The organism is Paenibacillus pseudetheri, assembly GCF_924513355.1.
GTDB lineage: Bacteria > Bacillota > Bacilli > Paenibacillales > Paenibacillaceae > Paenibacillus_AQ > Paenibacillus_AQ pseudetheri.
In genome coordinates, this window is sequence record NZ_CAKMAB010000012.1 from 48,875 (window position 1) to 73,562 (window position 24,688).

A 24,688-nucleotide genomic window follows, 5' to 3' on the forward strand; every position below is an offset into this window, starting at 1 on the left:
AAAATAAACAACACCCTTCGGTTTACATGCTACTAAGGTAGCTCCGAGGGGTGTTTTGCTATATCGAATGATAGGTGGAAGTCTAGTTCTGACTATTGGCGGTTTTACTTTTGCCTGCTTGGACCCAGCCGGCCACTTCAACCGTGCGCTTCGCTTGATGAAAAACAGCGTCACGGATCCGACCCTGCTCTTCGATCATTTTACCGTCTCCATCCACACTGACGCTTGTTCCGTACGGGTTGCCCCCCGCACCGAATGTGACGGGATCAGTATAACCAGGTGCAGCGACAATCGCTCCCCAGTGATACATCGATGTGTAGAGTGCCAAGATCGTAGCTTCCTGTCCGCCATGCGGATTCTGTGCTGAGCTCATGGCGCTGACGACTTTGTTTACCGTGAGTCCTTTGCCCCATACCCCTCCGGTTGTATCAATGAACTGCTTCATTTGAGAAGCAATGTTACCGTAACGGGTTGGAGAACTGAAAATAATCGCATCTGCCTCCACAATATCATCAGGTGTTGCAACAGGGATATCTTTTGTCTTCTCAGCCAGGGCCTTCATGGCCGGATTTGCCGCGATTTTATCCTCGGGAACCAGCTCCTGCACCTTCAGCAGTTTTACCTCAGCTCCCGCTTTCTCGGCGCTTTCCGCGGCCCATTGTGCTAGCTGGTAGTTAGTTCCTGTGGCACTGTAGTAGATGACAGCTAATTTAATTTTTAACATGCTGAGTCATTCCCTTCGAGTGTAGTTCCATACTATTCATTACCCCATTGATGCTTTTATAACCCAAATCGATAATTCTGCTCTAACTGGACAGACAGATGTCCACTTCCCCTGTGTATACTGAACTCAATCACAGGAAATGAGGGAGAATGATTAGAATGATGAATACCTATTTTGCACAAAAACCGAAAATGACATTGGCTGGGGTTAGCATACGTACGACAAACGAAGTGGAAATGGGTCCCGATGGGGGCTTATCGCGGCTGTGGGAAACGTATTTTCAGAGTAATATTGCGGGGCAGATGGATACGGTTAAGCCTGAGTATATCTATGCTTTGTATACAGATTATGAGAGTGATGCGTCGGGTGCATATACCGTTGTGATTGGGCATGAAGTCGCTGTGGAGAGACATTTAGCGGATAGCGGCATCGTGAGTGCGGCTGTTCCGGAGAGCAAATACATGGTTTTTACAACGAAAAAGGGTCCGGTATTCGAAGTGGTCGCGCAAGCGTGGGGGGAGATTTGGGCGTATTTTGAGGCATCTACAGAGGTACGAACTTACACCGGAGATTTTGAAATTTACGATTCGCGGAATTTTGATCCTGCTAATACGCAGATTGAGATTTATATTGCGATTGAGTAGATCGGGTGATAGATTTTTTAGCTAAAATAAATGTTTGCGCGGATTTGGGGGCTGCCGGGAGGCAGTCCTTTTTTCGTGTGATGAGCTGAATGCCTCGGGCGAGGGTGAAGGGTGGACCTTCATATTATATGGAGATGTACTCGCAGAGGCAGAACTAAGAGGAGCCACTGAAAGTATGCGGAAGAGCTCAACATCCCAAAAAGCACCCTGCATCTAGGATGAGCCAGTATCGAGAACGAAAGTATGAACCGGCAGCCAGCGTGAATCGAGTACGTGAACTAGAGGCACAATTGAAAGAAATAAGCCGTCAACTTCAAGAAAAAGTTAACAAGATGAAATATTTCCAATCTTCGGTCATTTACCTCTCTAAACGTATAACCATTGTCTATCCAAGCGTGAGGCTTTTGTGTGATACCTTTAAAATGTAATGTAATTTAAAAGTGAAAGAAGTGAACGCATGAGCAAGTTTGATAAATAATGTAGCCTTGTACCGTTCTGATAAAGTAATTTATTCGCAGTTGGTCAGTATAGGATGTAAAAGTGGAAATGGATATACGGATAAGGGAGGGAATTATATGATTATTATCCGCGATGTTAAGGCAATACTGACTGCTCCAGAGGGGATTAATCTGGTTGTGGTTAAAATTGAGACTTCCGAGCCCGGCTTGCATGGCTTGGGCTGTGCTACATTTACACAGCGTTATTTGACTGTAGCATCGGCTATTGAAGACCACTTGAAGCCATTCCTGATCGGTAAGGATGTGCAACGCATTGAAGATATTTGGCAGACGGCAATGGTTAGCGGATATTGGAGAAATGGACCGGAATTTAATAATGCTTTGTCCGGAGTAGATATGGCCTTGTGGGATATAAAAGGGAAAATTGCTGGACTGCCAGTATATCAACTGCTTGGCGGGAAGTGTCGCGAAGGTGCAGCAATATATAAGCATGCTGATGGCAACAGCAAAGAAGAAGTGGGGGAAAACGTGCGCGCCTGCCTGGAAGAGGGCTACCGTTATGTTCGCTGTCAAATGGGATTGTACGGTGGACGTGATCACAAGATCGTGAAGCCGGATAATGCGTTGGATGGTGTATACTATGACCCTAAGGTATATATGAGAGGCATTATTGAAATGTTTGAACATTTACGAAGCACAATAGGCTGGGAAGTAGAGTTGATCCATGATAGTCATGAACGATTGACGCCAATCGATGCGGTAGGCTTTGCTAAGCAGCTAGAGAAATTCCAGTTGTTCTATTTGGAGGATGCACTACCTCCAGAGCAAATTGAATGGTTTAAACTGATCCGTCAGCACACGACAACACCTATCGCGATGGGTGAATTGTTTAACAATCCGAACGAATGGATGCCGTTGATTTCAGGACGTTTGATTGACTATATTCGTATCCACGTAAGCCAAATCGGCGGGATAACACCAGCCCAAAAGATGATATCACTTTGTGAAGCTTATGGTATTCGTACGGCATGGCACGGTCCTGGCGATGTTTCCCCGGTAGGGCATGCAGTAAACGTACATTTGGATGTCAGTAGCATCAATTTCGGCATTCAGGAGTGGAACGGTTTTAAAGACGAAATTCACGAAGTATTCTCTGGTATACCTGAATCCAGAAACGGATATGTGTACCCGAATGAGAAACCAGGCTTGGGTATTGATATGGATGAGAAAATGGCTGCCAAATTCCCATGTGAGAACGTGGTTCCAGCTTGGACACTAGCTCGTCTACCGGATGGAACTTCCGCCCGACCTTAATAGCTATGGGTCTAAAATTTATTACAGATACAGATGGCAGGAATTTATATACCATGAAAAAGAAGTGAAAAAACTAAGTCAAAATAAAAACGGCAAAGCTGAAGAAATAAGGCTTTGCCGTTTTTCAATTCGCACTACTTCTTACATGCAAGATATGCGTCAAACTATTTTACTTTTCGGTCAGTAAATCAGAGACACTAAAGCATATGTAATGGCTTTTTCTTCTTTCAATTGTTGAACTCTGTCCGGAAAAAGGGGTTTTTATCGGTGATGATCATGTATGGCGATTGATTATGCCGTGAAGTTATTGTTTTCTTGAAAAATATTAAGCCTTGAGAGAGTCTCAATCTTCAGATAAAATCAGTCATGCTATCATTATAGTGAATGAAAAGGTGTTCCAAGCTTATCAAGATTAAAAAGTTATTTTTGGGGGTGTGTGGTTATATGTTTTTCAACATGAGAAGAAATTTCAAATCATTTCTTTATCACTACCTGACCTTAAAAAAGAGGATTATTATTATCTTCTTATTTAGTTCGTTGATTCCGTTTGTTAGCATAGGCCTGATTTCTTACTATACGATTTACTCGATTCTTACAAATAAAATTCAAAGCGGTATTCAAAGTAATTTAAATCAAGTTGAGCTTTCGTTAGAGAATACCATCAGTAATTTGAACCATGTATCCCAACAGCTTGCATTTGAAGGCAGTGTAGGCAAAAAATTAGATCAATTGTTATCAAGTACAGATAGTGAACCATACGAACGAGTAAAAATGAAAAGCAATCTGAAGGAAGAATTAAGTCTCATCACTTTCACGAATCCTGGTATCGGATTAACCCTGTATTATTTCCAAGATGATCATTCCTATGATCTTGAAAATTCGGGAGTCAAGGATAATTTTTCTCCGGAAAAATTGCCATTGTTAGCTCAATATTCTGGGATTTCCTATTATGGTCCACATATAAGCAACAACCGTTTTGATCATCAATATGTATTGTCTGCTTTAAGAAAAGTCGAACTCCCTAATCGAGATGATGTTTATGTTTACATTGAAACAGGGTTACATTTGACACAAAGCATCCTTAATAATGACCAAACCGGAGGGAAGAACTCCCATATATTCGTTGACAATAATGGTAGGATCGCCTATAGCGAATTACCGAATACATTTGCAATAGATACAACGTTCCCAGGCATTGAAAAGGGAAAATCCTCCGGTAAACAAAATGGATTTTACTGGTTTAAGAAAGCGAGCAATCAAGGCTGGAGCATTGTCTCCGTAATCCCCAAAGCAGATTATAACAAAGAGATCAATCGCTGGTTTATTCAAATTGCACTTTTTGCCGTAGTTTTTTTGGGAATGAGTCTATTCTTGGCTTGGCTATTATGGAAAATGGTGTATCGACCATTGAATGGCTTCAATAAAGAAATTAAGCTAATGGCGCAAAACCGAATCCAGTCTAGCATAGCAAGGACAAGAATACCGGAGTTTGATTTCCTCTTGGATCAATTTCAGCAAATGAAAGAACAAATTTGGGATTTATTTACGGAAGTTGAGCAGAAGGAGAGGCGCAGAGTTGATCTTGAAGTCGAGAAACTCCTTTATCAAATCAATCCTCATTTTTTGATGAATACGTTGGATACGGTGCATTGGCTCGCCGTGATGAACGGGCAGAACGAAATTGATCGTCTTGTATCCTCATTAAACAAATTGCTGCATTATAATTTGGGTAAGTTAGGACAAGCATCAACGATACAAGAGGAAATTGAGGCGTTGAAGCAATATCTTATTTTGCAGCAGATTCGTTATGATTTTCAATTTGATGTACAGATTCATATGGATGAAGACGTAATGAAAATGCCGATTCCACGGTTCATCCTTCAGCCACTCGTGGAAAACTCCCTTTATCATGGTTTAAGCGATGATGGTTTCATCCAAGTTGATGTGAGATTAACCCAAACGATCAATATTTCGATTCATGATAACGGGTCTGGGATGTCAGAAGAAACCATAAAAAATCTATTGAATAACCCAGAAGTTGAAAATAGAAAGGTTGGTATGGGCATAGGGATGAACTATGTGAAGCGTATGATTGAATCCCAATATGGCGAGAAGGCCGAGTTGAAAATTAGTAGTGTTTTAGGAAAAGGAACGAGTATTTTTTTAAGCTTACCCCTATTGGAGGTTGAACCAAATCATGATAAAAGTGATGATCGTTGATGACGATAAATTAGTTCGAAAAGGCCTTATTTCGGCAATGCCTTGGAATAATTTTGATATGGAGGTTGTCGGTGAAGCAAGTAATGGTAAAAAAGCCTTGGAATTTATAGAATCTAACAGTGTTGATCTGCTGCTTACTGACCTTGCTATGCCTGTTATGTCGGGCATTGAATTAATAAAAAGGGTCCGTAAAGAGTTCACTAATATCTATATTGTAGTATTGACGCTCCATCAGGATTTTGAATACATCCAAGAGGCGCTTAGATTAGGCGCGATTGATTACATTGCTAAAGTTCAGCTTGAAAAAGAGCGCTTTGAGGAAGTGCTTGAAAGAATATACAACCGGATTGCGCAAGAACAGAAACGAGATCCAAATCCAAATGAGATTTTTGCATTTGATCGTGGTTATGTATTGCTATCAATAAATAAGGCTGTTGGAGATTACTTGGTAAAGGAGTGGAGCGAAAACGCAGATCAATCGATAATTGAAGTGGATATTAACCTTTGGCTCTGGACGCAACCATTGGAGCAGCCAAATGAAATATGGTTAGAGCGGATTTCACAGGTAATCAGCACTAAACCGGGGTGGGCACTGATAAATCTGAAGGGTCTCTATGGCAAATATCATAAAGATGTACATCGTCTGTTAAGAGAATATAGAGAGAAGGATTTTTTTTACGATTATGATTCGCATTTTAGCATACGGTCTATTTTGCTACAGGATTTGGACAATCACAAGCAAGTACGGTCTGAAGAAAGCATAAATCTTATGAAGGAGCGATGGTCGTCTCATGAATGGATTTATCATGACAGCTTATTTAATAATCATGTCCATGCTTTGAAGTTGATGCGGTTACCTCAGGCGAAGTTGCTGGGGTTGCTGTATTCGTTAATCGATAAATGGAATCTTTTATTTTATCCTGTGAGCTTAGTGAAAATTCAACTCCCGGATTCGTTTGATTCTTGGGAGCAGGTTGATGCTTGGTGTAAATCCGTACGTATTATGATCCGTAAATCCATTGATAAACCTACATTTTCGCAAGAGGTTGTGGAATGTATTATTAAGGCAGCGTATATCGCTCATGAGGAGATGAACCAACAGATTACTGCGGCTAACATTGCTAAAAGGGTCAATATGAGCCGGAGCTACTTTAGCCAATGCTTTAAAGAAATTGTTGGTATGAATTTTAGCGACTATTTACGCCAGGTCCGCATCGAAAAAGCAAAGGAGCTTCTGCTTTATACCAACAAAACAATCCTTTGGATTGCAGAGAGTGTTGGGTATATGGATGAAAAGTATTTTAGCCGCACCTTTCGAGAGCAAACGGACATGCTTCCGAGTATATATCGGCAAACGCATGATACAGGTAGAAATATGTCCGATAAATAGGGGGATAATTGTTGGATAACTGCTAAAAGATTGCGAAGCCTTCCTTAATCTTCGGTCATTTCCCTCTCTAAACGTATAACCATTGCCTATCTAAGCGAGAGGCTCTTGTGTGATACCTTTTAGTTGTAGACAAATCAAAAATGAAAGAAGGGGCACGCATGAGCAAGTCTAAAAAATACATTCAGATTTTATTAGCCGGAATGTTAATTGTGTTAACCGCATGTAGTAATTCAAGTTCTTCCAAAGAATTACCGAAGTCTTTAACGGAAGAAACACAAACTGGAACCGTTCAAAAGGAAGCGGATCCCTTTGGGAAATCGGAGAAACCAATCACGATTAAAATTGGAAAAGAGATTGATGCGTCGGATAAAAGCTTGCCTGCCGGGGATTCTCCCGAGAATAACCAGTATACCCGTTATGTTAAAGAACAATTGAACATTGATACGAAGATTGTTTGGCAGGCCGCAGCAGGAAAAGATTTCGAGCAGAAAATAAATTTATCTATTGCCAGTAACGACTTGCCTGATGCGATGGTTGTGAAGGAGACGCAGTTTAGACAAATGGTAAAGAGTGGTCAGCTTGAGGATTTAACCGAGGTTTATAATAAATATGCTTCGCCAACCATTAAAGGCATCATTGAAACAACGAACGGGTTAGCGCTCAAATCAGTCACAGTTGACGGAAAAATGTATGCGCTACCAAATGTAACGCCGGAAGCAGATATGGTCCATTACATGTGGATTCGCAAGGATTGGCTAGATAATCTGGGTCTACAGCCCCCGAAAACGATAGATGAGCTGGAAAAGGTGGCAAAGGCTTTCGTAGAACAGGATCCCGATGGTAACGGGAAGGCAGATACGGTTGCCATCACGGGTCCGCAATTGGGTGGTAATATCAATGCAGATTTTATTAATCCGAATAGTAACAACTATGGGTTTGACCCCATTTTTGCCGCTTTCCATTCCTATCCGGGATTTTGGTTGAAGGACTCTAGTGGTAAAACAACTTACGGTTCCATTCAGCCTGAAACGAAACAGGCGCTTTCTAAGCTGCGTGATTTCTATACCAAAGGTTTAATCGACAAGGAAATGAGCATTCGCAAAAATGCTCAGGAATTGATCAAGAATGGAACCTCGGGCATTTATTTTGGAGTATGGTGGTCAGGCGGGTATGGGCCGTTAGCGGATGCGTACCAGAACAATCCGAAAGCAAACTGGCAGGCTTATGCTGTACCTCTTGATATGGATGGCGAATTCTCTCCACATATGGGTAACCCTTCTAACCAATACCTTGTTGTTCGGAAGGGATACGAGCATCCTGAGGCGGCGATTAAAATGCAAAATCTCTTGTACAGAGATGAATCGAAATTCGATGTGAATGTTGCAATTAGTAATTATCCATTACGTTTGGTCTTCGCCTCTATGGATGTAATGGATGTTACCTATAAAATGTTGAAAGAGGTTTTAGCCGGCACCAAAAAGCCAGAAGATTTGAATCTTCCCGGATATAACCTATTAAAAGCTGATGCTGAAAACATAAAAAAAGTTAAACTAGAGCCTTACGATAACAATGATATCCAATATTGGAACCCGAATGCGGATATAGGTGTATGGAAACGAATGTATTCTACATTTGTTGGCATATCTCCATTGCAAGAGTCTTTTAAGAGAACATACAGCGTTACCTATTCGCAGACCAAAACTATGGAAAGAAGATGGGCTGCATTGGATAAATTGGAAAAGGAAACATTCCTCAAAATTATTATGGGTACAGAGCCAATAGATTCCTTTGATCAGTTTGTACTAGATTGGAAGAAGCAAGGCGGAGATCAAATTCTTTCAGAAGTAGACGAAGTTGTAAAACAATAAAATTTTTAGAGGCGTCAGCGAAATCTGTCGCCTTTTTTTAAACAAGTGAGAATGGAAGTGATATACAAAATGAAAACCAAGGGTTATGCCAAGCATTACTACCTCATGCTCCTGCCTGGATTTATGTGGTTGACTCTTTTCAGTATCGTTCCGATGTTCGGGATCATTATCGCTTTTCAGGACTTTAATCCTGGCTTAGGCATGTTTCATTCTGAGTGGATTGGTTTGGAAAATTTCAAGTATATGTTTACGCTTAATGATAGTAAAACGATATTTTTTAACACGATTTTTATTGCTGTAATGAAAATTATCGCGAATATGATCGTACCGCTTACCTTTGCCCTGTTGTTGAATGAATTGCGCTTGACGATTTTAAAAAGATGGATTCAGACAATTGTTTATTTACCCCATTTTTTATCTTGGGTTATTCTTTCGGGTATTCTTTTGGATATCTTTTCTTATAAAGGACCAGTTAACGGGATCTTGTCTGTGTTCGGTATAAGTCCTACTTTATTTTTTGCCAGAGCGGATTTGTTTCCCTTCATCGTTGTTGGGAGTGATGTCTGGAAGGAGTTTGGATTTAATACAATTATTTTTTTAGCGGCTTTGACGGGAATCAATCCCTCCTTATATGAAGCGGCTGCGATTGACGGTGCATCGCGCTTTCAACGTTTGCTAAATATCACGTTACCCGGAATTATTACAACGGTTATTTTGCTCTCTGTGCTTAGTCTTGGCAATGTCTTAAATGCTGGATTTGACCAAATATTTAACCTTTATAATCCTCTTGTTTATTCAAGCGGGGATATTATTGATACCTGGGTTTATCGAACCGGTTTATTGAATCTACAGTATGGATTGGCAACGGCGATGGGTTTATTAAAATCTGTTATCAGTTTTACTTTAATTACAATTTCCTATTTCCTCGCTGCGAAGTTTGCAAATTATCGTATTTTTTAATAGTTTGAATCGTCTTTCACGACGTGGTTTTTGTTCTAGCATCTCGGTCTGAATCCATGTTAAAAATAAAGGAGCATTACTATGGTTATAGAAAAAACATTTGGCTCCAAAGTATTTGATGTTTTACTTGTCGTGCTTTTGGGTGGGACTGCACTTTTGTGTATACTTCCCTTATGGTACACGCTTGTAATATCGTTAAGTGAGAATGCGGCGGCCTCCTCGGGTCAGGTTGGATTGTGGCCGGTGGGATTTAATTTTAGTGCGTATCAAGAAATTATGGGTGACAGCAAGTTTTTAAATTCGTTTTGGATTTCAATACAGCGTGTCGTATTAGGATCAAGTCTTAATTTTGTGATTATCATTCTCTTGGGCTATCCATTATCCAAAAATGCCGAAGATTTACCTTTTCGAAATGTATTCATGTGGATTTTGGTTTTTACTATGCTGTTTAACGGCGGCTTGATCCCTTGGTATCAAACTGTTAAATCACTAGGTCTGATCAATAATATTTGGGCACTTGTGCTAGGGCAAAGCGTTCCGGTTTTTAGTGTTATTCTCGTTATTAACTATTTTCGCAATCTGCCCAAGGAGATAGAAGAGGCAGCGTTAGTAGATGGAGCGGGCCCATGGTATATGCTTGTTAAAATATATATTCCTCTTGCTGTTCCGGTGCTTGCTACAGTTACTTTATTCAGTATAGTCTATCATTGGAATGAGTTTTTTAACGGTCTTGTGCTAATGTCAAGTGCCGATCATTATCCGTTGCAAACCTACATTCAGCAATTGGTCGTTATCATTGATGCGCAAACCATGACTGCAGAACAAATTCAAAAGATGAGTGAGCTGTCTAATCAGACATTGAACGCAGCCAAAATCTTTATTGCAATGATTCCCGTTCTAGTTATCTATCCGTTTTTGCAAAGATTCTTTATCCATGGAATTACGTTAGGATCTGTTAAGGAATAATCAATAGCAACACACAATGAAGGCAATGGTTATGGCTGCTATTCCATCTGTCAAAGTATTCATTTTTATGTAAAAGTACAATTAATGTAGATTAATAATCGGACAAAGGAGATACAGCATGCTACCATCACTTGCATTTCTTAAACATCAATTGGAGGGGATTCTACGCAATAAATTTGCACAGGGGCACCAAACCTCCGGTTATTTAGCCCAATTGGAACAGCTTCCCGCAAGCTATGATGCCTATTTGGAATTCGCCCATAGCTTGGCTGATATTCCAATGAGGGACAAATGGTCTTACTATGAGCCGAACGATTTGGAGGAGATATGGCGGGAATGCGATCCGGATCGACCTCTAGGCCAGATCGGAGTCTTGAATCTGAAGGATAGCTCCAAGCGTGTAGAGGCAGGATTCCTCGCTTCAGTCTGTGGTTCAATGCTGGGCAAACCGATAGAGGTCAACCCCAGCTTGTCGGAATTACGTCAAGCGTTAACTTCTGTAGGGGAATGGCCACTGAATGATTACATTTCTGAAGAAGTTCTCCATGCTTTGGATCGTCGTCATTGGTCCTGGTTTGAGACGACGCGGGGGCGAATTCGTTATGTGGCACCTGATGATGATATCAATTACACATTAATGGGAATGATGGCGCTAGAACAATTTGGTGATGGTTTTACGAAAAGAAATTTAAGAGATTTATGGATAAATCATCTTCCGATAAGTACAACTTGGGGTCCGGAGAGGGCCATCTTGGTTCGATCAGGGATTAGCTATTTGGAGCATGATAGGGAACTATTCAATCATTCTGAAATAGAGGCTTGGCCCGACTTCCTGGTACAAGATACAGAACTATGCGGGGCGGCGATTCGCGCAGATGCTTACGGCTATGCCTGCCCCGGTCAACCCGCTCTTGCCGCTGAGCTAGCTTGGCGTGATGCAAGTTTTACACATCGCCGGACGGGTATTTATGCCACGATGTTCATTGCCGCTGCAATTGCTGTCGCACACGTGCTGCGCGATCCTATTGAAATAATAAGTACTGCACTGCAATTCGTACCTAGAAGGAGCCGGTTCTATGAGATTACTGAGGATTGCCTGCAGATGGTAGCGAATGCAGATAACTGGTTGGAAGCTTATCAGAGCATTAACCATAAGTATGCGAATTATTTCCACTGTCAGGTTTATCAGGAAATAGGCACCTTAATTAATACATTTCGATTTGCAGACAATGTCGGTGACGGGATATGCAAGCAGGTGATGCAAGGCAACGATACGGACAGCTTTGGAGCAACAGCTGGCTCTCTGCTCGGGGTTTATTTCGGTTCTGATAGCTTGGAAGCAAGATGGCTTGAACCTTTCCAAGACCGGATTCATACGGGGTTATCTAATTTTCATGAGCAAAAACTATCCCGTTTGACTGAGCGGATAGGGCGTTTGCCAGAGCTGTTGAACACCCGCCAACATCGAATTCAACCCAGTGAGCTCTATGTAAATGAGAACACAGATTTAGGCTTTTGAGTTTGATTTCATCAAAAAAAATGTTAGAGAAATCTGTTACAATGATTCATTTTTCCATTTGCTTTGACTTCGGAATTTTAAACTGTAAAACTTTCTTCGTATAAGGTAAGAGATTATCCCCTTTGGGGTAAATGAGCAGAAGACTGACCCAAGTTCAAGATAAATTTCTTGGGTTTCTTCTGTTTTTTCTGTTTCTTTGGGTTACTTCAATACGTACATAATCCGGTAAACAGATTACCCTTTGATTATTTCCAGCTATCCATAGATTACCAGTACCAAGTATAGGGTAATTCCGTAATTGCGTATCTCATAATCCCGTAATCCCTATCGCCCGAAGCTCATACTACCCACGGATTCCACCACAAACACAGGCACATATTGCTCTCCCATGTCCGTTCCAACAAGCTGATAACCGTTCTGATATTGACCACTAACTAACGCGTTACCTGTAACGGAACCTACGTCTCCTTGAAGTAAAATATAAACTCCATTCGAGTAAGCAAGTGTATTGCCGAAGTTATCTACGATGATTTCACAGTGAATAGATACCTTTTCAAAAGGATGAAGCGCTACATCGGAAGCTGAAATTACCGCATACTCCTGAACAATCTCAGTAAATTGATAGTTGCCATCTACTTTACGATAACGTGCCGTCTGTCCATCGACACCGTCTCCGAGATCTGCGTTAGGTACGAGTATGGAATCATCGGACTGCAGTTCGTAGCTATCTCCAGCCATCGAAAACAACTGTGAAATACCATCCGATTTCATTTCATATGCTGTAAAAAGGGTACGTCCACCTTCGACCTCGGATTCAGCCAGAACCACGGGGGCACCAGAACCTGAAGAGGCAGCAAGCTGATCATTAAAAGTAAGACTGCGCAGGCTCTCAAATTTTGGTAAAATATTTCCAGTTAAAGTAATGACACTTTCGTCGTTATTCATTGCTGCATAATAGAGGACACCATTGCTGTCAATTCCAGCCACAATGACCTTCTTGCCATGTAGTCCTTTGTTGGAGATGACGTTCTCATATTTGCCTTGCTCTTCACCGCCCGGAAGGAGGCGTACAGGCTCGGCAATATTCCAAGCCAGCCTTGTAGCGGCAATAATTGAAGAGGTATCCTCAAGCGGAGCAAGATCACCATATAGCTGAATAGCTTCAGCATATTGACCTTTACTGGTCATGCGCTTGGCATTTTTCAGTAGTTTAGCTTTACTAGTATCGACTAAGGTTAGAACTTTGGATAAGGTGACCCCTGCTGATCCTGCGAAATTACGATAGGATACAGCATGCCCAGCAAAGGCGGTGATGTTATCACTCTCTAGATCTTTGTTCAGGATGATCTTTCCGCTACTTTCTGCCTGCCCAAGTACCCATGAAGCTTCATAATTATGCTGGTTGTAAGCATTCATCATGGAGAGGGCGGTCTCCAGTATGCCTGAAAAGTTTCCTGTGCCTGCTAAGGCTTTTAATTTAGCTGTATCGTGGCTTTTGAACTTGGAGGCTAGCAACTCATTCTTGGAAGCGGCGCTTCCGTAATAAACATCAGGAATTTGTAATAGATTCCATTTAAAAGAGTCCTCTTCACCCGTATTTCCACTCTGGCTCTGAGCAAGTTCGGTAAGAAACTGCTCCTTAAATTCTCGGAAGTAGGTTGTAAACTGGTCAGAAATGCCTGAATCGGTTGATAACTGGCGATAATAGGATTCATAAGGACCACCGGGCTTCATATATGTAGCTTTTAAGCTGAGGAGAGTATCATAACTTTTCATAAATCCGGTGAAATCCTTAGTCGCAGCTTGTGCTTTAGCGGATGATTCCAAGGCATTCAAACCTTGGCGGATGGCCGTGATTGGTGACAGCTCATTAAGCCGCTTCGCAACCCTCTCTTCCATATAAAGAATGGAATGATTTGCCGCCGCTAGGCGATACTGATTCTCTGCACTTATCAGATCGCCTGCAGCATAAAGACGGTCGGCTTCCTTGGTCATTTGAATTTTGTCGGCGATGAGAAAAACCTTCTGTCCAAGCATCACAAGCATGCTTATACACAAAATGATCATAAAGTTTCGCAGGGTTATTAATGGTTTGAACGTCATATAGAGTAGCCTCTTTTTAGTATAAGTTTCACATCTATTGAACTTCCGGGTCCCAGCGGTATTTGGCTTCGCGAATGTCAGCTACTCTATGGTCCAGGCCGTTCCACGGTTCATGGGGATTCGCAGCGATAAGTTTGGATAACCGCATAAAGCGGTCTTTAGGCAGATCTTGCACATATCGGCCGATCATACTGGAATAGAGCAGGGCATAACGCTTCATTCTTACTGCAGCTCCAGCAACTCCCGTAAGGATGGTCATACCACTATTCATTTGACGAATTTCTACTTCATAGTTCTTTACGTATCGTAGTGTACGATCTTTGATCAGATCAGGACGGACCTTAGCGATCTCGCCGATATATTCGGCCAGCAGTGGCTCGAAGTCTTTCAGAAGAAGCTGCTCCAGTTCTAAATCCATATCCTTGCGAAGCAAAAACCCATGCAGCAAGGCGATACGTTGCCGTGCAATCCGGTCACCACGAAGCAGGATGGAGAGTTCGCGTAGCTTCTCGTAGGCAAGCACATCATCCTCACGGAGTACGGAGACAGCCTCCTGACGGTTGATCTCTAGTCCCTCTTTGATGATGCCAATTCCTCGGCCAAGCAGCTCGTTAAGAGAACGAAGATTCTCGTTCTGCCGTACTTTTCGTTGCGTATAGTACAATAGTCCAGCGAGGAGGATCCCTCCGGCACCACATAACATCATCTGATCTATGCTATTACCAAAATAGACGGAGGCTAGCGTAAGCAGTAAGATGAATAGGAGGCGCGTATGCATTTTTCTTCCTGCGATGGATGCGGCTTGTTGTTCTACCGTAATGAGTGAGGCTTTACCGCAATTGGTGCACCGATCTTCGCCGAGAGCAGTGTATTGCCCGCAGTGGCGGCAAATGCGCAGCTTGTCATAAGCGTAACGAGGAGCTTTGAAAGAGCGAAAGGTAACAGGTCTTTTCTTATTCACGGCCTTTATCGCCTCCGTTCAAAGCGGCCAGTAGGCGGTCGTTAATATCATCACGAGTTAATGGTTTACGTTGGCGTGCAACATAGATGGAAATCTGAATTACGGCAATTAGGAACGTAATCCCAAGAATGACGTATGAAATCATGGAACAGTCCTTTCTCATAGACGCCTCGCAGTTTGGATGGCTCATAGAATGATCACTCTATGCATCATTGCTACTTTGGTCCGGCGGTCCTAAAGTTGAAGTTTACAAGGTTTAATTATATCATAATGGCATACTATTTACAGATTTTAGCGATAGTGCTGAACCTGTCATATGAGCCTAATATAACACAAGAGGAGCCCTATTTATGCTTCGTAAATATCAAAGAAACAGAACAACTAAGACACTTATTCAACGTATCCTCCCGGCATTACTGCTGGCTCTATGTCTTGCTGCTTCACCTTTTGCAGCTGTTCAGGCCTATGCGGCAACGTCGGCGCAATCTCACATTGATGCTGTGCTTCTTATCGATGTCAGCAATTCCATGAAGACTAGTGACAAGAACAAGGTCGCGAATGAAGCGATGAAAATGTTCATAGATATGCTATCTACCCAAGGTGATAAAGTAGGTATTGTTGCCTATACCGACAAAGTGCAGCGGGAGAAGGCCCTGCTGGAAATAAGTTCAGAGACAGATAAACAGGATTTGAAGGATTTTATTGATGGACTGGACCGTGGAGCTTATACCGACATTGCTGTCGGTGTAGAAGAAGCTGTGAAGGTGCTTCAGAATGGTAGCGATCCGAATCATGAGCCAATCATCGTAATGTTAGCTGATGGCAATAACGATTTCAACAAAACAACAGGCCGGACGCAAAGCGAATCGGATAAAGAACTGAACGCCGCTGTGGAGGTCGCCAAGAAGAATGGCTATCCCATTTATACGATTGGGCTTAATGCAGACGGCAAGCTGAATAAACAGAAGCTCGCTGATCTGTCCAATGAGACAGGTGGTAAAGCATTTTCGACAGACTCCGCAGATGATCTTCCGCAAATACTTAGTGAAATTTTTGCTAGTCATCTGAAGCTAAAGGTAGTACCTGTGCAGTCGATCACTGCAAATGGGGATTATCAGGATGTGACCGTCAACGTGCCTAACGGCAGTGTTTTGGAAGCTAATATCTCAATTATGTCTTCACAGCCTGTGACAGCGAAGCTAACGGACCCGTCAGGGAAAGAAGTTGGGATTCCTTCAAACAATGTCCTGCTGTCCAAGTCTTCTACTTATAGCTTGATTAAGCTACTGTCACCGCAGGAAGGAGATTGGAAGCTTCAGGTCAAAGGCGTGCCAAAGGATAAAATTGATATTAATCTAGTTTTTAACTATGATTTGGAGCTTAAGATCGATGCATTGCCATCAGCAACCTATAAAAAAGGTGATAAAATTGATATTACCTCCCACCTGTTCAGCAATGGTACTCAGGTAACGCTCAGTAATTTGTATCAAGATATGAAGGCGGTACTACTTGCTACAGATATCGATACAGGTGATGTACAGGAAATCGAACTGGATAACTCCGGGGATGTTTTTAAGGGGACCTTCGAGGTAAAAGAAAGCCATGACTATGAGTTGAAGGTTCGTGCAGAGGAAAGCAGTTTCTATCGTGAAAGTGCTCCTGTAAAGATCAGCGCGAAGGCAGGTGGCACTGCAACTACTAGCCCTCCGACAGGGACTGGCAAAGAAGAACCTCTGAAAGAAGCTTCGTCCAATACCTTGTATTACATTATAGGTGGTATTCTTCTGGTGTTGGCAGCCGCTGCCGCATGGTATGTGCTGAATAAGAAATCGGCACGTGGTTTTGTTGGACAGCTGGTAATTGAGGTTAAAGACGGCAATACGGGTGAGAAGACCTACCCACAATATAAGAAGCTTGCTGGATTCAGAGGCAAGTTCACCCTTCATCAGCTGCTGCAATTAGCACCTGAGCTGAAGGAAAGCGAGAGCATTATTTTCACACCAGCTAAGAATGACCGATTGCTGTTACGCAGTGGAGAAGGTATTACTGTAGAGAAATCCGGACGTGCTGCGGATGCCTCGCGTGGTCTTGAGCTGAAGAGTGGTGACCGCGTTTCAGTGTCCCTGCACACGGTAGATAAGACGATTTATCTCGAATATTTAGTATAGAAGTGGTTTTGCAAGAAATCTGAAGTACAGCTTCCGCAAAACTTTTAGGAGGATAAAGCATATGAAACCAGTAGTAAGAGAGCATATACAGCAATTGGATGTATCACTAGGCGGCGGGATTGTCAGCGATAAGATCAGGGTGGATACGATTGATAATCCGATTCTGATTATTGGACTAGGCGGCACGGGCATTGATGCCCTGCTGCGTCTTAAATATCAGATTAACCGCCGCTTTAAGCTGCCGGAAGATCCGATATCCAAGAAGAAGCGGGACAAGCCGGATAATGTAGAGTTTCTAGCTTTTGAAACGAATGAACAGGATCGCGGAAAGAAATACAAAGGGATCGGACTCGATCCTCAGAATGAATTTGTTCTGCTGGCGAATGCTGAAATCGGCGGATTGCTGCAGAACCGCAGTATTCTGGACTCGTACATTACGGACTGGTTATCACCTGAGCTGAGTATCACAGATGGTATGAATGGTGCTGCTGGTGTGCGGCAGGCTGGACGTCTGCTCTTGTTCACCAAGATTAATCAGGTGGTAGGCGCGATTGATAAGAAGATTAAGACCTTATCCGTAGGCACTAACAAAAAGCTGATGGTCTTTCTGCTGACAGGTCTGTCAGGCGGTACAGGTAGTGGAGCTTTCCTCGATATTGCCTATATCGTACGCGGTATTATTGAACGTGATTATGGATCAGCCGGGATTGACCGTGTGAACACACTGGGTTATTTATTTACACCGGACGTGAATCTGTCTAACAAAAGTTTAAGCGAGCACACGCGTGAATATATTCGTAAGAACGGTTATGCGGCGCTTAAAGAGCTGGATTACTGGATGAATGTGGACAGCCGCGGGGAGCGATTCCAGCAGCAATACGGAAATATTTTGACGGTAAATTCACCGTTGGCACCATTTAATCTATGCCATTTGATCTCTGCAACGAATACCGAAGGTAAACTGCTAGAGAATGCGTATGATTACTGTATGAACGTAACAGCTGAGAACATCACGAACTTTATGGCGAGTGAAGAAAAAGCGTCTGGCGAAGAATTCGCTATTCATGACTATATTAGTAATATCCGCACCAATATTGCACAGATGAATAAGACTTATCCAGCTAACTATGAGTACAACATTATCGGCGCCTCGTCTGCCGTGCTTCCGATTGAGGAAATGACGACTTACCTGGCCTTCCGCTTGTTTGATAAAATGGAAAAAATGTTCCAGCAGGCGCCTGGTCAAGAGGATGTTGAAAAATTCGCGCGCAAGCTTGGGATTGATCTCGACAGTATGATTAAAACCTTTGAATCCCGTGTGCCTGAGCCATTGCCAGGTTACGAGAACAGCGAACGTCTGAGTCATGCCAATGTAGTCAAGAATCAAGTGGTAAGTATGGATACAGAGCTGGAGCAGAACTTCCTGGCTCGTGCCCGTGAAGAATATATTAAATCGAAAAAACAGCTGCCTGGCGAAATTGTTGGACGTTTCAGTGAAGAGCTGGAGCGCATCTTCCTGCACCCAGAGCAAGGGCCGTTCTACGTTTCCCGCCTGCTGTACACCGAAAAGGGCTTCTGTATTTTGAAGCTGATTCAGTCTTATATTGAGGCTTTACGTGAAAGCTTGCTGCGTTTGCCACGCGATATTGAGACGGCGCAGGACAGTGCGGATGAGAAGCTGAGCGATGCACGCAGTGCTTTTGTATCCAAAGAGAAGAAGAAAAATGCCTATATTGACGCTAAGATCAATGAGTATTGGCTGCATGCCGATGTAGAACGTACTGAGCAAATGATTCAATTTTATGAGGACTTATACGAGCTCTTAAACGATGAAAACAGCCGGATTTATGGTGTGTTTACAGAGATTCTTAGTGCACTAAGCTCGATTTTTGCCAAGAATGGGGACATCCTTATCAATGGTGAAGAGCAGGCGGATTATAAAGGAAACAAAACTTATTATTGGAACATTGTTAACGTACCTGATATTTCGGCGACCATCTCTAAAATCATGGATCAGAAGGACGGCGACGACCTGATTCGCGACTTTACCCGTGAAATGCTGAAGTACTCCGGACGCTGGGTTAAGGAGCAGGAGATTGATATCGTTCGCTCGATTTCAGAGTTCCTTAGTGATAAATTCGGGGATCTGATCACCCGTTCGATGGAAGATTTCCTTGTGATGAAATTCGGCCATGAAGAGCCGCTGGATAAGTTTGTAGAGCGGATTATTGCAGGTAAATTGGACGAAGAGGCTGTGCCTACCTTCCACCTTAGCAACAGCTCGGGCAGCTTGCATTTCCCATCATGGGGTTTTGTTTCCGTGCCTGTTAAAGCGCCGGGTATCCTAAAAGGGATACGTAATTATCAGAATAATGCGCTTGGCAAATCGCAATTTACGATCAAAGAAAGCCAAGTGAAAAACCGTATTTTCTGGCTTAACACACGTAACGGTGTGCCACTCTTCGTATACACGCCGCTGCGGGTGTTTGAAGAGAACTATGAGCGGACCATTCTCGATAAGGAAGGGATCGGCCGCCATCTGGTGATGACGGATAAGAACAACTGGACGTATCTGCCTTCTCCGATTCCGGAAAAATCATGGGGTGACACTTATGTCAATTCTCGTGTACGTGATTATAACGCTCGTGTGCGTGCAGATTTTGCAAAGGCGTTGGCAAGCGGAGTGATCATCGAAAAAGGTGTAGACGAGAACACAAGCAACAGATACTCTGTTGTGTTCACGAAACCATTTGATATGGATGCTCTATTGAGTGGCTTTGATATGCAGTTAAATTCTTCACGTCCGAATCTCGGAGAAGTGAAGAAAGCGGCTGATGAACTAAAGAATTTGCGCGAGAAGGGTTTGGAGCGCGAAGGCATTAAAGATATTTTTGGCAGCATTAACAAAGAAATGGCACAGGAGAATCTAATTCGTTCACCGCAACTGATTTCTCGTGTTCGTGTTGAACTAGCCAAATATGCTGAACTGACTGCCAAAGCAACGGAGCTTGAAGGTCTGCTCCATCAATATCTGGACGAAGACAAGTGGATGGACCAATTCATCGAAGCGTTGTACACGGACAGCATTATCAAGAAAGGCGCACTCTACGTTTATGATCGTGATGAAGAAGAAGATGCTTGGGAGCCATTTGCCAACTTGATGAAAGAACGTAGCTACGTGGAATATGCCGTGTACCGCCATTTCCGGGAGCTGGATGAGAAGAGCCGCAGCGTTCTGCTGCGTAAGGCAGCTCGTCGTGCGAGTGAAATGACTGCCGCTGAAGACGTTACCCCATTGCTTTATAAGCTGGAAGGGCTGTATGTATCCTTCCTTGAAGCACGCGACAGCTTGGAGTATGAACGGGTAGAGTATGAGAGCGGCGATGAGATGTATAGTTTCTACAAGAGTATGACTAGCAAACTCGGCAGTATCCGCAGAAAGTTGAAATAGGCCTATGATCAAAACACTGGCATTATCTTATAGTGAACAATATGCGGTACAGGAAGAGGCACAGCGCAGTAAAGGGGATGGACGCAGCAGCATCCATTACCCTGCCCTGTTTCTGTTCGTAGGCGACAAGGTTGCTCCGGCCATCGGTCCGGTGCTGGATAGCTGCGAACGAAAATGGGATAACGCCGGCGGTGTTATGGCATTACATGCTGTGTCAGGCGTGAAGAGTGAAGAAACAGACAGAAGCAAGAGTGGCTCTGATGCAGGAGGAAAAGACCGGGTGCTGGCCATGACCTTGCCGGATATGGCAGGGTCAGATCCACGCACTGTGCGTCATGAACTTTACCGCAAGTTTCTTGAGGATACACGTTATCTTGCTGAAATGAATAAAGTTATTCGGCGGCTGAGCAACAGTATAGCGGATTATGGACGGCTATATTCATCTTTTGACGTGATCCACCTCTCTATCATTACGCGGGTCGATGACCCACTTAATGTATTGTTGCCCGAAATCACACTGCTGGCTCGTGCAATACTCAGCCAGTCCTTTAAGTCGGTACAGACGGATCTCTACGCTTTAATCAATGAGCGGGAGCAAGGGGATAATTTTGGATATTCCAGCTCAGTAGGGCTGGCTTTTCTGCGTGAATTGGACAGAATGCAAGCTACGGACTATACGTTTAATGCGCCGCTGCTTGTAACCGAAGATGGTCTGTCGATTCCAGTGAGCCATGGTCCTTCCGCTTTATTTGACCTTGTGTATCTGCTCTCCGATAAGAATGAGCGCGGCATGATGTCGGCTCACGGCATGGATGATAACTATGAGATCATCTCCCATATTAGTTTACTTAAGAACCGTGTCCGCCCGACCTCTGATCAGGCAACCGGACACGGTGGTTATAACAATATGACCTTCAAAAGCGGTATCAGAGGTAGCACAGGAAGACAGGGCTACGCCTCCGCAGGCTTTTCTGGCGTAAGAAGACCTAATGTCCAAATTGCCTTGGCCGTGCTGTATCACGCCTTCCGGCGCCTTGCAGCAGATATGCGTGAGGGTAGTCCATGGACTATGCGCGAGCGTCAATCTCTATTAGGACTGGATCCTGATAGTTTGCGGGAGCATGCTACGCAGCTAGTCCCGGAGAAAGACGGGCTTAGTGAAATGACGGGGCTAATGAGCCACGGACGTCCGTCCTACAATGAGCTGAAGCAGTTGTCACTTCGTGAAGCTGAACAGCAGTTGTTCGGTGATGGGGGCGAAGCTTATTTCCGTAATAATTTTGTCGCAGAGTCTAACCGGAGAGTAGAAGGTATTCATCCACTTCGCGGATGGCGCACCCTATTGGCGGTACAGGAAACAGCTACACCAGCAGTAACATTCTATCAGCTTGCGGATTGGACAGCTGATCGCGATGAGGGTGGCAGTGTGCTGCATGCTTTGCGTCAGCATATGACTGGATTGCGTTCAGCACTTGTCTCCGCGCAGGATGAGCTTGAGGATCTTTATGCGGAAAGTGTGGAGCGCCAACCGTTCCAGCGTGTGCCGCTTTTTGACAAACGAACGGTACGCAACTTCATTCATTACTTATTCTCTGCGGTATATGGCAAAAAATACGAGCTATTATGTATGGAAAGTGAGCTTGCGCTGTGCAGTCGTTTGGAATCTGCGCTTGAGCAGCTTCACGTGGAATGTGTGGCTCGTGTGAAAGCTATGGAGACGCTCGAAGAAGAGTTGCGTATTACTGTGATGGACAGCATTGGGCGAACGAACGAAACCACTGGCCAGAACGTGATGGAATACTATCGAGTTGTCACAGAAGAAGTAATGAAAGAGATTGAGACCCGGCGTGGGCCAGGGATATTCTTTAGTGACAAGTACATGGGTAGCATTTCTAAGCTTTTAGAGCAAGGCAAAAAAGCGGTAGCGGAGCGTTTGATTGGCGTTTGTCAGCGGGAAATATTAACGGCTGATCCGTTTGCTCTATCTTTCGAGGAAGAGCTGCTGCGGCGTGCAAATGTTGCGGCTGCTTATGAGAACCGTCAGGTTCTATCTAAGGAAGAGTTGTTCAAGCGTCTGTACCATAATCTGGAGGATAGCGCGACGATCAATGTTCGTCTGTTCGAATACACGCAAGAGCATCGTCATGAGGAAAAATATTTCTTCGGAGACAGCGCATCTGAATTCCTGCGCTACGCATTTGGTGTGGATGAGACGACTCGCATCTATCGCTTAGGCTTCGTGCATGAACAGCGCAGGAGCGGAGTGGAGAAGTTAAATCTGATGGGTGGTTTCCATTTAGAAGACTTGCTTTATTACCGTAATGGTAAGGTTTATTATGAAACCTATGCTCAGAATGGCTATCAGCTTCATGGGGTGAGTGAAGAGCAGCTTCCTGAGATGCGGTGATTACGTAATAGATGGATATTCTCACTTGGAGTTTCTTTATTGCACTTTGTGCAATAGATTCATCGGATACAATCTTTAATTAGAGTGCTATTGTATTTGATACATTAGTTTTAAGTGGATTTCTGGAATAGGGACATTTCTCCTTATTTCCAATGCACATTATGCAATAGAATAGAAATAGATGTTTCTTTTATTCCATTCTATTGCACAAAGTACAATTCAGGTTTCTCCCGGAAAGGAAGTATAACGATGCAGAGAAAAATCAATCTGCTCCTGCTCTTCTTCAGTCTGATCGGCGGCGGGGTCGCCTTTCTTTTTGGCGAGTGGCTGCTAAGCTGGTACAACGATCTGCCTTCCATCTTGCTCGTGGGAATTTATTTCGCCATTGTGGCGCTCGGTATCGGTATCGGCTGCCTGATTGCAGAGATGATCTCGCCACGACTGAACGGAGCCTCATGGAAGCAGCGTTATCTAGGGCTTTCATGGAAGCTGCTGCCTCTGATGATTGTCCTTGCGCTTGGAGTTGGAGCATTAACAGAATTCGTTTATGAGCTGAATTTTGGCGGTGCTAAACCGGTTAAGAATGTAGTAATGGCTATCGATGACTCTGGCAGTATGGCGCAGAGTGATCCTGATAACAGCCGTTATTCAGCCGCTAAGGCGTTAATTGCGAGAATGGACAATGACAATCAGGTAGCGGTGGTGACATTTAACCACGAAGCTGTAGTCGTCCAGCCGTTAACACCACTCTCGGATTCGCAGAATCGTGAGAAGGTGTTGACTGCCATTGATAACTTGAAACCAACTGAGGGTGGCACGAACATAAGTGGTGCGATCTCGGAAGCACTTAAGGAGATAGACAGTGACGGCAGAAAAAATCAAGGCGCTATGGTTATCTTGCTGTCGGACGGAGTGAGTAATTTCGACACCTCACGAGAATTACAGACCTATATAGATCGTGGCATTGCCGTAAATACCATTGGTCTGGGGATGCAGGATCCTGTCGGTACCCAGTTGCTGCAGGATATTGCGAAAATAACGGGCGGTCACTATTATGATGTGACAGATACGGCTCTTTTGGGTGATGTATTCCAGCAAATCTATGATCGTTTGGGAGATCGAACATTGCTTACGGTGCGTAGTGATGCTACGGCAGATAGTCCATACTATGCTGCAGTTCGTATTTTGTCGCTGATGCTAATCGGTGCTGCACTTGGACTCGGTCTTGGTATTATGTTTGATAACCGTCATTTAGCAAAAAGCTTCGGGATTGGCGGCGTTATCTCAGGGTTGTTCGCAGGGCTTATTCTGGAATTTGGGCTTAGCGGGCACAATTTCACTGACGGCCTAATTCGCCTCCTTGCTGTTCTTATATTGGCTGCAATCATCTCATTATTTACAGGCGTCATTCCGGTAGGTGAAGGACGTATTTATCGTAATAGAAGAAATAATGCAGCTCCTAATCCACCGTCAGAAAGCTTTCCTGATCGACGGAGAAATCGGAATAGCAAAGGATTCTAGTAGTTGAAAGGGGT

General features: G+C 43.6%; 17 protein-coding genes. 13 read left to right on the plus strand and 4 right to left on the minus strand.

What is annotated here, in order from left to right; all coding sequences use genetic code 11:
• Positions 1-82 precede the first annotated feature (82 nt).
• Positions 83-724 (minus strand): NAD(P)H:quinone oxidoreductase type IV, encoded by a 642-nt coding sequence (gene wrbA / locus L1028_RS13260; RefSeq protein WP_234534539.1) that lies wholly within the window; start codon positions 722-724, stop codon positions 83-85.
• A 158-nt stretch (positions 725-882) separates the two neighbouring features.
• Between wrbA and L1028_RS13265 the strand changes: the two genes are divergently transcribed.
• From L1028_RS13265 to L1028_RS13305, 9 genes are all read left to right on the plus strand, one after another.
• The gene (locus L1028_RS13265; protein ID WP_341482540.1) at positions 883-1,368 is read left to right on the plus strand and encodes a GyrI-like domain-containing protein; all 486 of its coding nucleotides are present in this window, start codon (positions 883-885) and stop codon (positions 1,366-1,368) included.
• Between the two features lie 218 nt (positions 1,369-1,586).
• On the plus strand, positions 1,587-1,796 hold the full coding sequence (locus L1028_RS13270; RefSeq protein ID WP_234534541.1) for a hypothetical protein: 210 nt from the start codon (positions 1,587-1,589) through the stop codon (positions 1,794-1,796).
• A gap of 147 nt (positions 1,797-1,943) precedes the next feature.
• A complete protein-coding gene (locus L1028_RS13275) occupies positions 1,944-3,140 on the plus strand; it encodes an enolase C-terminal domain-like protein (protein WP_234534543.1) in 1,197 nt (398 codons plus the stop codon).
• A gap of 444 nt (positions 3,141-3,584) precedes the next feature.
• A complete protein-coding gene (locus L1028_RS13280; protein ID WP_234534546.1) occupies positions 3,585-5,360 on the plus strand; it encodes a sensor histidine kinase in 1,776 nt (591 codons plus the stop codon).
• Positions 5,338-6,750: a response regulator gene (locus tag L1028_RS13285; RefSeq protein WP_234534547.1), complete on the plus strand. Its 1,413-nt coding sequence runs from the start codon at positions 5,338-5,340 to the stop codon at positions 6,748-6,750. The genes L1028_RS13280 and L1028_RS13285 overlap by 23 nt, the downstream gene beginning before the upstream one ends.
• Before the next feature lie 158 nt (positions 6,751-6,908).
• Positions 6,909-8,618, plus strand: coding sequence for an extracellular solute-binding protein (locus L1028_RS13290; protein ID WP_234534549.1), 1,710 nt, complete (start codon positions 6,909-6,911; stop codon positions 8,616-8,618).
• A gap of 69 nt (positions 8,619-8,687) precedes the next feature.
• Complete coding sequence (locus L1028_RS13295) at positions 8,688-9,578, plus strand: ABC transporter permease (RefSeq protein ID WP_234534551.1); 891 nt, start codon at positions 8,688-8,690, stop codon at positions 9,576-9,578.
• 81 nt (positions 9,579-9,659) lie between these two features.
• Positions 9,660-10,544, plus strand: a complete 885-nt coding sequence (locus L1028_RS13300; protein WP_234534553.1) for a carbohydrate ABC transporter permease — start codon at positions 9,660-9,662, stop codon at positions 10,542-10,544.
• 118 nt (positions 10,545-10,662) lie between these two features.
• Positions 10,663-12,063, plus strand: coding sequence for an ADP-ribosylglycohydrolase family protein (locus tag L1028_RS13305; protein ID WP_234534555.1), 1,401 nt, complete (start codon positions 10,663-10,665; stop codon positions 12,061-12,063).
• Positions 12,064-12,387: 324 nt separating this feature from the next.
• Here L1028_RS13305 and L1028_RS13310 read toward each other — a convergent pair whose 3' ends face one another.
• The 3 genes from L1028_RS13310 to L1028_RS13320 are packed head-to-tail and all read right to left on the minus strand — an operon-like array spanning position 12,388 to position 15,290.
• Positions 12,388-14,166 (minus strand): hypothetical protein, encoded by a 1,779-nt coding sequence (locus L1028_RS13310; protein ID WP_234534557.1) that lies wholly within the window; start codon positions 14,164-14,166, stop codon positions 12,388-12,390.
• Positions 14,167-14,200: 34 nt separating this feature from the next.
• A complete protein-coding gene (locus L1028_RS13315; protein ID WP_234534559.1) occupies positions 14,201-15,127 on the minus strand; it encodes a hypothetical protein in 927 nt (308 codons plus the stop codon).
• A complete protein-coding gene (locus tag L1028_RS13320) occupies positions 15,120-15,290 on the minus strand; it encodes a hypothetical protein (RefSeq protein WP_234534561.1) in 171 nt (56 codons plus the stop codon). The genes L1028_RS13315 and L1028_RS13320 overlap by 8 nt, the downstream gene beginning before the upstream one ends.
• A gap of 187 nt (positions 15,291-15,477) precedes the next feature.
• Between L1028_RS13320 and L1028_RS13325 the strand changes: the two genes are divergently transcribed.
• The 4 genes from L1028_RS13325 to L1028_RS13340 all read left to right on the plus strand — a co-directional run bounded on the left by L1028_RS13325 (position 15,478) and on the right by L1028_RS13340 (position 24,674).
• Positions 15,478-17,295 (plus strand): vWA domain-containing protein, encoded by a 1,818-nt coding sequence (locus tag L1028_RS13325; RefSeq protein ID WP_234534563.1) that lies wholly within the window; start codon positions 15,478-15,480, stop codon positions 17,293-17,295.
• Between the two features lie 61 nt (positions 17,296-17,356).
• On the plus strand, positions 17,357-20,746 hold the full coding sequence (locus L1028_RS13330) for a tubulin-like doman-containing protein (protein ID WP_234534565.1): 3,390 nt from the start codon (positions 17,357-17,359) through the stop codon (positions 20,744-20,746).
• 4 nt (positions 20,747-20,750) lie between these two features.
• Entirely contained in the window at positions 20,751-23,153 is a 2,403-nt protein-coding gene (locus L1028_RS13335; RefSeq protein ID WP_234534567.1) for a tubulin-like doman-containing protein, read from the plus strand.
• A 249-nt stretch (positions 23,154-23,402) separates the two neighbouring features.
• On the plus strand, positions 23,403-24,674 hold the full coding sequence (locus tag L1028_RS13340; RefSeq protein ID WP_234534569.1) for a vWA domain-containing protein: 1,272 nt from the start codon (positions 23,403-23,405) through the stop codon (positions 24,672-24,674).
• The last annotated feature ends 14 nt before the right edge of the window (positions 24,675-24,688 follow it).